This window comes from Mycobacterium sp., assembly GCF_044370595.1.
In the GTDB taxonomy this organism is placed as follows: Bacteria; Actinomycetota; Actinomycetes; order Mycobacteriales; family Mycobacteriaceae; genus Mycobacterium.
On sequence record NZ_JBILVF010000160.1, the window covers coordinates 1 to 7,649 of the forward strand.

The following is a 7,649-nucleotide window of genomic DNA, read 5'->3' on the forward strand; positions in this document are numbered from 1 at the left end:
AACGGGGGGGATGCGCGGGCACCCTGCTGAGCCCCAGCGTACGGAAAAGAACCCGAGTCCGCTCAGTCAGGTAGGCGGGCGCATAGTCGAGTACGCAATCGCCCGCCAGGGCAGGGTGTCCGCAAGTCCCCCTCCGGACACCCTGCCACTGGGGCATGTGCCTGCGGATGGGGGGTGAGCAGGCACCTGCCAAACAGAGGGTAGGACGCCGATCACCGTCACCGACAGACTATTGACGATTCGGTAAGACTCGCGTCACAGTGCCGACTGGGCCCGACGGTGGCGGCGTGCTGCTGCAGCGACCTCGGCAAGGAGGACGGCGAGCAGTTTCGCGCCGACGGATGGGTAGATGACGGCGCACTGGTGATGGTCTGCCCGAACGCCTGCGGGTTGCCCTAAAACCTCTAGTCGGTCTTGATCGAACCCAGGTAGTACGTCTCCCGGCCGGTGGGGTAACCGCCGCCGGTGGTGGCGATGTGTATGTGATCGAAGTGGTTGGAAGTGGGATTGCCGTAGTCGGCCGTCCAACTCGGGGCCCCGACGCCGGGATAGAGGCCCTGCCGCCAGATCACGTGCAGCACCCCCCACCGCTCCGCGTTCGCCAGGGCATATCCGGCGATCTGGTTACCCAGTTCGATACCTTCCGGGGTGTCGGGGTTGGGGATCATCACGTCGATCGCCAAGCCGTTGGGATGCCACGGCAGTGGATCTTGCCGGTAGCCCCCGATGGTCGTGATCTCCAGGAACATGGTGCTGATGGCGCGGGCCGCCCAGATGGTGTTGACCTGCAGCCTCTCCTCCGGAGCGGCGCCCTTGGAGAGCGGGAATTGGAAGTCCGGGGCCGCCTGGGGCGCGTTGGCCATCATGAGGTTGACTTCGTTCGAGCTGGCCAGAACCGGAGCACCCGGCGTTGCCGACGCCCGGTCCTGAGGGGCGCCGCCGGGTTGGCCGCCTGGTCCGGGCGGCGCCGGAACCGGACTGGGCAGACCCGCCACCACCGGCCCACCCTCGACGGCTGTGGGGGTCTGGCGATCACCGGAGTCTTTGCCCTGGGCGTAGAACATGGCCACCGAAACCACGACCGAGGCCGCCGCAGCCAACCAGCGCCCGCCTATCGATCTCCGTGCCACGGTGTCCGATCTTACGTTCCGACTCATAGGGGGCCGCACCCGCTCGAGGGTGCGCCCCCCTCCGGGTCAGCGCGGCGCGTCAGTGCGCGTGCCCGTGGTGGCCGCCACCCTCACCCTCGTCGGCGGGCTTCTCCACAATGGCGGTCTCGGTGGTCAGCACCATGCGGGCCACCGAGGCAGCGTTGACAACCGCTGAGCGGGTGACTTTCACCGGGTCGATGACACCATCGGCCAACAGGTCACCGTAGGTCAGCGTTGCCGCGTTGAAGCCCTGCCCAGCGGGCAGTTCGACGACCTTGTTGACCACCACGGCACCATCCATCCCGGCGTTGGTGGCGATCCAGAACAGCGGCGCCGAAAGCGCCTCGGAGAAAATGTCGACGCCCACCGCTTCATCACCGGACAAGCTGTCCCGCAACGACTTCAGCGCGGCCCGAGCCTGCACCAATGCGCTGCCGCCACCGGGAACGATCCCCTCCTCGACGGCGGCCTTGGCCGCAGCCACGGCGTCCTCGACGCGGTGTTTGCGCTCCTGCACCGCCGTCTCGGTGGCCGCACCCACCTTGACCACAGCGACGCCGCCGGCCAGTTTGGCCAACCGCTCCTGCAGTTTCTCGCGGTCCCAATCGGAATCGGTGGTCTCAATCTCGCCCTTGAGTTGCTTGACCCGGTTGGCGATGGCCTCGTGGGTGCCGCCGCCGTCGACGATGACCGTCTCGTCCTTGCTGACCACCACCCGCCGCGCGGTACCCAACACATCCAGGCCCACCTCCCGCAGCATCAGGCCGACGTCGGGGTTGACCACCTGCCCGCCGGTGACGACGGCCAGATCCTCAAGGAAGGCCTTGCGGCGGTCGCCGAAGAACGGTGCCTTGACCGCGACGGCCTTCAGGGTCTTGCGGATGGCGTTGACCACCAGGGTCGACAGCGCCTCGCCCTCGACGTCCTCGGCGACGATCAGCAGTGGCTTGCCGGCCTGGGCCACCTTCTCCAGCAGCGGCAGCAGGTCGGGCAGCGAACTGATCTTGTCCCGGTGCAGCAGCACCAGGGCGTCCTCGAGGACGGCCTCCTGGGAGTCGAAGTCAGTGATGAAGTAGGCCGAGATGAAGCCCTTGTCGAACCCGATGCCCTCGGTGATCTCCAGGGCGGTTTCCATGGTGTTGGATTCCTCGACGCTGACCACGCCGTCGGTGCCGACCTTGGTCATCGCCTCACCGACCATCTCGCCGATTTCCTCATCGCGGCAGGAGACCGTGGCGACTTGAGCGATGCCGGTCTTGCCGGCCACCGGGGTGGCCGCGTCCAGCAACGCCTGGGAGACGGTATCGGCCGCCTTACCGATGCCGACGCCCAGCGCGATGGGGTTGGCGCCGGCTGCGACGTTACGCAGGCCGCCTTTGATCATCGCCTGAGCCAGTACCGTCGCCGTGGTGGTGCCGTCGCCGGCGACGTCGTTGGTCTTGGTGGCCACCGACTTCACCAGTTGGGCGCCGAGGTTCTCGAACGGATCCTCCAGGTCGATCTCGCGGGCGATGGTGACACCGTCGTTGGTGACGGTCGGGCCGCGCCACGCCTTGGCCATCACCACGTGCCGGCCGCGCGGGCCGAGGGTGACGCGCACGACGCCGGCCAGTTTGTCCGCACCGGCCTCCAGGGCGCGCCGGGCGGTCTCGTTGAACTCGATCTGCTTGCTCATGGGTGTGTCTTTTCCTTTGGCCTGTCGGACTTGCACTGTCTTGCTTCGAGTTGTCGCGCTCGAACTGCCCCGCTCGAGTACCCCCAACGGGTTCCGCCCCGGAAACCGCCCGAGACTGACACGGGGATTTCCGGGGCGGCTGCCGTACTGCTTATTTGTTGACGACCGCCAGCACGTCGCGGGCCGACAGGATCAGGTACTCCTCGCCGTTGTACTTGATCTCGGTGCCGCCGTACTTGCTGTAGATGACGGTGTCGCCCTCGGCGACGTCCAGCGGAATCCGCTTCTCACCGTCCTCGTCCCACCGGCCGGGGCCGACGGCGACGACGGTGCCTTCCTGCGGCTTTTCCTTGGCGGTGTCAGGGATGACGAGACCCGACGCGGTGGTCGTCTCGGCCTCGTTGGCCTGTACGAGGATTTTGTCCTCGAGGGGCCTGATGTTCACGCTCGCCACGTGGTCCTCCACTGTTCATGGTCGCGGGCCCGGGGCTGTTCCCCGGACCGGTTTCACCAGGTGTTCGGCATTCGTCCGTGCCCTCGCGCCGTCGTCGCGGGTGCCGACACAGGGGGTTGTCCGTCTGCCACCTAGCACTCTATACCCGAGAGTGCTAGCACTCAAGGGGGGGCTGGTGCGATTCGCCGAGGGCGAAGTCATAGCTGCGAGGATCGACCAGCAAGTGATCGCTAACATCCCCGACCATCTCGACGTCGGCAATCCGTTCGGTGAAGTGCCAGCCCTGCGCGTCGCGGCCGAAGCGGTCGTAGTAGCGGCCGATCACGATCGGCTGCAACGCAACCCGGTCGGTAGCCTGCACCACGCAGAAGGTGGACCGCGCGGCGGCGGTGTCCTCGTCGACCTCCACGATCGGGTTCAGCACCAGGTGGCGCGTGCGGGGCGTACCGGGGTCGGCGCGGTGCCGGCCCGTCCCGGGTTCGGGGAACCGGCGGGTGGTCGCCAGGAACACGGCGGCGATGTTCTGCGCCCCGGTCACCGTCGGGGTGCGCGGCCCGCCGAAGGCGGCCCTGGCGAGCAATTCCCCGACGCCGTCGAAGTCGCCGACGTCGATGAGTTCGGCGTAGCGGTAGATCAGGTCGGTGATCTCCGCGCGGGCATCGGCGGTGCGGCGCGGTTTGGCGCTCACGCGAGCTGACCCTTGATGACCGGCAGGCCGGGGTCGCTGGCCACATTCAATGCCGACGGTGCCGCGCCGGCCACGACCAGGTGTGCGGCGAAGGAGGCGATCATGGCTCCATTGTCGGTGCACAGCCGGGGCCGCGGTATCCGCACGGTCAAACCGGCTGCAGCACAACGCTCTTCGGCGAGTTCCCGCAGCCGGGAGTTGGCGGCCACACCTCCGGCGATCAGCAGCGTGGACACGTCGTGGTCGATGGCGGCTCGCACCGCCTTGGCGGTCAGCACGTCAGCGACAGCCTCCTGGAATCCGGCCGCCACATCGGCCGCGTCGGCATCCGGGTGGGATTCGACGTAGCGGGCGACGGCGGTCTTGAGTCCGGAGAAGCTGAACGCGTAGGGAGCATCCCGGGGCCCGGTCATCCCACGCGGGAAGACGATGGCGTCCCGGTTACCGGTACGGGCGAGGTCGTCGAGAACTCTGCCGCCCGGGTAGCCCAGACCGAGCAACCGGGCGACCTTGTCGTAGGCCTCCCCTGCCGCGTCGTCGACGGTGCTGCCGAGTTCGATGATCGGCTGTGCCAGCGACCGGACGTGCAGCAGATGGGTGTGACCACCGGAGACGAGCAGGCCGATGGATTCCGGGAGCGGTCCGTGGTCGTAGACATCGGCCGCCAGATGTCCGCCCAGGTGGTTGACGGCGTAGAACGGTACCCCCCAGGCTGCGGCGTAGGCCTTGGCGGCGGCCACCCCGACCATCAGTGCACCGGCCAGACCGGGTCCGATGGTGGCGGCTACGACGTCCGGGCGCTGGATTCCGGCGGCCGCCAGGGCGCGGCGCATGGTCGGTCCCAGCGCCTCCAGATGCGCACGGGAGGCCACTTCCGGCACCACGCCGCCGAATCGGGCGTGTTCGTCGACGCTGGAGGCGACCTCGTCGGCCAGCAGCGTGACGGCGCCGTCGGGGGAGACAGCGGCGATACCCACTCCGGTTTCGTCGCAGGAGGTTTCGATGGCCAAAACAGTTCTCATGTCGGGTCCCTCCGCATGGTGAAGGCGTCGGCGCCGCTGGCCCGGTAGTAGCGTTTGCGCAGCCCGACGGTGACGAATCCGAGGCTCTCATAGAGGCTGATCGCCGGTTCGTTGTCGGTGCGCACCTCCAGGAACACCACGGCGCCGGGTCCGGTCCAGGCCAGTAGCCGGTCCATCAGCGCGCGGCCGATACCGTGCCCCTGGTGGGCGGGGTCGACGCCGATGGTGTGGATCTCGTACTCGAACGGCGGGATCCGGCCGAGTCGGGCGATCCCGGCGTAGCCGACGAGGGTGTCGTCCGCCCGGGCGGCGACGTAGCGGTTGTGCGAGGCGGCCAGTTCCCGGACGAACGCCGCCTCGGGCCACGGGTCGTCGCCACCGAAGAGCAGCTCCTCCAATTCGGCGCACCGCGCGGCATCGCATCGGGTCAGGTCGTCGTAGACGACCGTCACCGGGCTACCCCCCGCTCGGCCCCCCGCTCGGCCCCCCGCTCGGCCCCCCGCTCGGCCCCCCGCTCGGCCCCCCGCTCGGCCCCCCGCTCGGCCCCCCGCTCGGCCCCCCGCTCGGCCAGGGTCTTGGCGTCGGGGCGGCGTAGATACAGCGGCACCAGCGCGGCCGGCTCGGACCAGTTCCCGACCGCTGCCACCAGACCGGCGGCGTCGGGGCGCTCGGGGCCGGTGCGCGGCAGCTTGAACAACGCGGCGTGCTCGGGCGATCCGGCGACCGCCTCGACCCCGTCGGTGTCGACGTCGACCGCGGCCGCGACGCCGGGTCCGGCGACCCGCACCCCGTCGCGGTAGCGCGCCCAGTACACCTCCCGACGGCGCGCGTCGGTGACCACCAGCACCTCCCCGGTCGTCCGCCCGCCGATGGCGTCCGTTGAGCACACCCCGTGGACCGGAACCCCCAACGCGTGGCCGTAGGCAGCCGCGGTGGCCATGCCGACCCGCAGACCGGTGAACGGTCCCGGTCCGCAACCCACCACCACTGCGTCCACCGCATCGAGTGTGAGGCCCGCCTCGTCCACCGCCGCAAGAACATTCGGGGTCAGCAGCTCGGCGTGAGCGTGGGCACCGAGAGTGACGCGCTCGGCGAGGAGCTCGATCTTCCCGTCGTCATGGTGACGCAGCAACCCGGCGATCACCGCGGCGGTCGCGGTGTCGATGGCCAACACGGTGCGCGTCATGGTGTGCTCCACTGCCAGGTCGCGATCCGGATATCACTGTCGGGCAGGCGCTGCAGGTCGATGCGCAGATGACGGGCCGCGAGCCGTTCGGCCAGACCCTCACCCCATTCGATGACCACGACGGCGTCGTCGAGATCGGTGTCGAGGTCCAGGGAGTCCAGTTCGGCCATCAGGTCAGTGGACTGGTCCAGCAACCGGTAGACGTCGACGTGCACCATCTCCGCAGACCCGGCCGTTCGGGGCCGATGCACACGGGCCAGCACGAACGTCGGTGAGGTCACCGGCCCCTGGACATCCATACCCTGCGCAATCCCCTGGGCCAGAGCGGTTTTCCCGGCTCCCAGCGGACCGGAGAGCACGACCAGATCACCGGCCCGTAGTTGGCGTCCGAATTGTGCACCCAGGGCGAGGGTGTCTCCGACGGTCGGCAGTGACGCCCTGCCGGCGTCGGCGCGCAGATCCAACCCGGGATCACTCAATCGCATCTCGCAGCCGCCGCGCGATTGCCACCAGCCGCGACGGGGTCGCCCGTTCGACCAGGCGCACCAGTGCGTCGTTGATGACCTCCGGTTGCTCCATCTGCACCACGTGGGCAGCGCCGGGGACGATCACCAGCTGCGAGTCGGGCAGCGCGGCCGCCATCTCCTCGGAGTTCTTGACCGGGGTGAGCAGATCCCGGTCGCCGCAGGCGATCAACGTCGGGATCCGGGCCAGTACCGGCAGGGCCGCGCTCTCGTCGTGGACCTCCAGTGCGTGCAGGAACGCCACCAGGGTGTCGATGTCGGTGTCGTGGATCATCTGCTCGGCGAAGGCCACCACACTCGGGCTGATCGCGTGATCACCGAAGGATGCGGTCTTCAGGATCGGCCGCAGGGCCGATCGGGTGGCGCCGCGGGTGCGGTGCACCAGATTCGGAACATAGCGCGCCGCGAACCGCACGGCCTCCAGGGCCGGGTTGCGCAGGATTTCACCGAGCGGGGATCGGGCCACCCCTTCGGCGGCCGAGGAGATGATGGCTGCGCCCACGATGCGGCGGCCGTAATGCTGCGGGAACTGACGGGCGTGGGACAGCACCGTCATACCGCCCATGGAGTGGCCGACGACGACCACCGGACCGCGCGGAACCATCACCTGCAGGACGGTTTCCAGGTCCTTGCCGAGTTGCTCGACGGTGTAGGTGTCGACCGGGGCGACCCCGGACTGTCCGTGTCCACGCTGGTCGTAGAACACCATGCGGACCTGCTCACCCCAGCGCTGCCCAAGGGCGGCGCGTTGGAAGTGGAAGGACCCCATCCGCATACAGAAACCGTGCGCGAAGACCACCGTCAGCCCGGCGGTGATCGGCCCAACTTCGCGGACCACCAACGGGATGCCGTCCGCGGTGGTGATCACGCAGCCGCGGTCGGCCTCCAGTAAAGCGAAGTCTTCACCCTCGTAGGCGTCGCGAATAGCCTTGCGTTGCCGCAACGCCTT

Annotated in this window: 8 protein-coding genes and 1 pseudogene; all 9 read right to left on the reverse strand. The window is 68.8% G+C overall.

Features of this window, described 5'->3' with window-relative positions; genetic code table 11:
• Positions 1–404: 404 nt before the first annotated feature.
• Positions 405–1,157: a VldE C-terminal domain-containing protein gene (locus ADBZ5N_RS15940; RefSeq protein WP_526259063.1), complete on the reverse strand. Its 753-nt coding sequence runs from the start codon at positions 1,155–1,157 to the stop codon at positions 405–407.
• Positions 1,158–1,209: 52 nt separating this feature from the next.
• Positions 1,210–2,826 carry a chaperonin GroEL gene (gene groL, locus ADBZ5N_RS15945; protein ID WP_526259065.1) on the reverse strand — a complete coding sequence of 539 codons (1,617 nt, stop codon included), beginning with the start codon at positions 2,824–2,826 and terminating at the stop codon, positions 1,210–1,212.
• A gap of 151 nt (positions 2,827–2,977) precedes the next feature.
• Positions 2,978–3,280 (reverse strand): co-chaperone GroES, encoded by a 303-nt coding sequence (groES, locus tag ADBZ5N_RS15950; protein ID WP_509719797.1) that lies wholly within the window; start codon positions 3,278–3,280, stop codon positions 2,978–2,980.
• A 154-nt stretch (positions 3,281–3,434) separates the two neighbouring features.
• On the reverse strand, positions 3,435–3,968 hold the full coding sequence (locus tag ADBZ5N_RS15955) for a nuclear transport factor 2 family protein (RefSeq protein WP_526259067.1): 534 nt from the start codon (positions 3,966–3,968) through the stop codon (positions 3,435–3,437).
• Positions 3,965–4,990 (reverse strand): tRNA (adenosine(37)-N6)-threonylcarbamoyltransferase complex transferase subunit TsaD, encoded by a 1,026-nt coding sequence (gene tsaD, locus ADBZ5N_RS15960; protein WP_526259069.1) that lies wholly within the window; start codon positions 4,988–4,990, stop codon positions 3,965–3,967. Before tsaD ends, ADBZ5N_RS15955 begins: the two co-directional genes overlap by 4 nt.
• Positions 4,987–5,442, reverse strand: coding sequence for a ribosomal protein S18-alanine N-acetyltransferase (rimI, locus tag ADBZ5N_RS15965; RefSeq protein WP_526259071.1), 456 nt, complete (start codon positions 5,440–5,442; stop codon positions 4,987–4,989). Before rimI ends, tsaD begins: the two co-directional genes overlap by 4 nt.
• A gap of 113 nt (positions 5,443–5,555) precedes the next feature.
• Positions 5,556–6,176 (reverse strand): annotated as a pseudogene (gene tsaB / locus ADBZ5N_RS15970) (tRNA (adenosine(37)-N6)-threonylcarbamoyltransferase complex dimerization subunit type 1 TsaB); the annotation flags it as partial.
• Positions 6,173–6,655, reverse strand: coding sequence for a tRNA (adenosine(37)-N6)-threonylcarbamoyltransferase complex ATPase subunit type 1 TsaE (tsaE, locus tag ADBZ5N_RS15975; RefSeq protein ID WP_526259073.1), 483 nt, complete (start codon positions 6,653–6,655; stop codon positions 6,173–6,175). The pseudogene tsaB and the gene tsaE, both read right to left, overlap by 4 nt.
• Positions 6,648–7,643 carry an alpha/beta fold hydrolase gene (locus tag ADBZ5N_RS15980; protein ID WP_526259075.1) on the reverse strand — a complete coding sequence of 332 codons (996 nt, stop codon included), beginning with the start codon at positions 7,641–7,643 and terminating at the stop codon, positions 6,648–6,650. The genes tsaE and ADBZ5N_RS15980 overlap by 8 nt, the downstream gene beginning before the upstream one ends.
• Positions 7,644–7,649 lie beyond the last annotated feature (6 nt).

What these genes read in the sequence shown, in the direction of transcription:
- ADBZ5N_RS15940 (WP_526259063.1), bottom strand. Translation starts at nt 1,157, where the DNA reads ATGAGTCGGAACGTAAGATCGGACACCGTGGCACGGAGATCGATAGGC.
- groL (WP_526259065.1), bottom strand. Translation starts at nt 2,826, where the DNA reads ATGAGCAAGCAGATCGAGTTCAACGAGACCGCCCGGCGCGCCCTGGAG.
- tsaD (WP_526259069.1), bottom strand. Translation starts at nt 4,990, where the DNA reads ATGAGAACTGTTTTGGCCATCGAAACCTCCTGCGACGAAACCGGAGTG.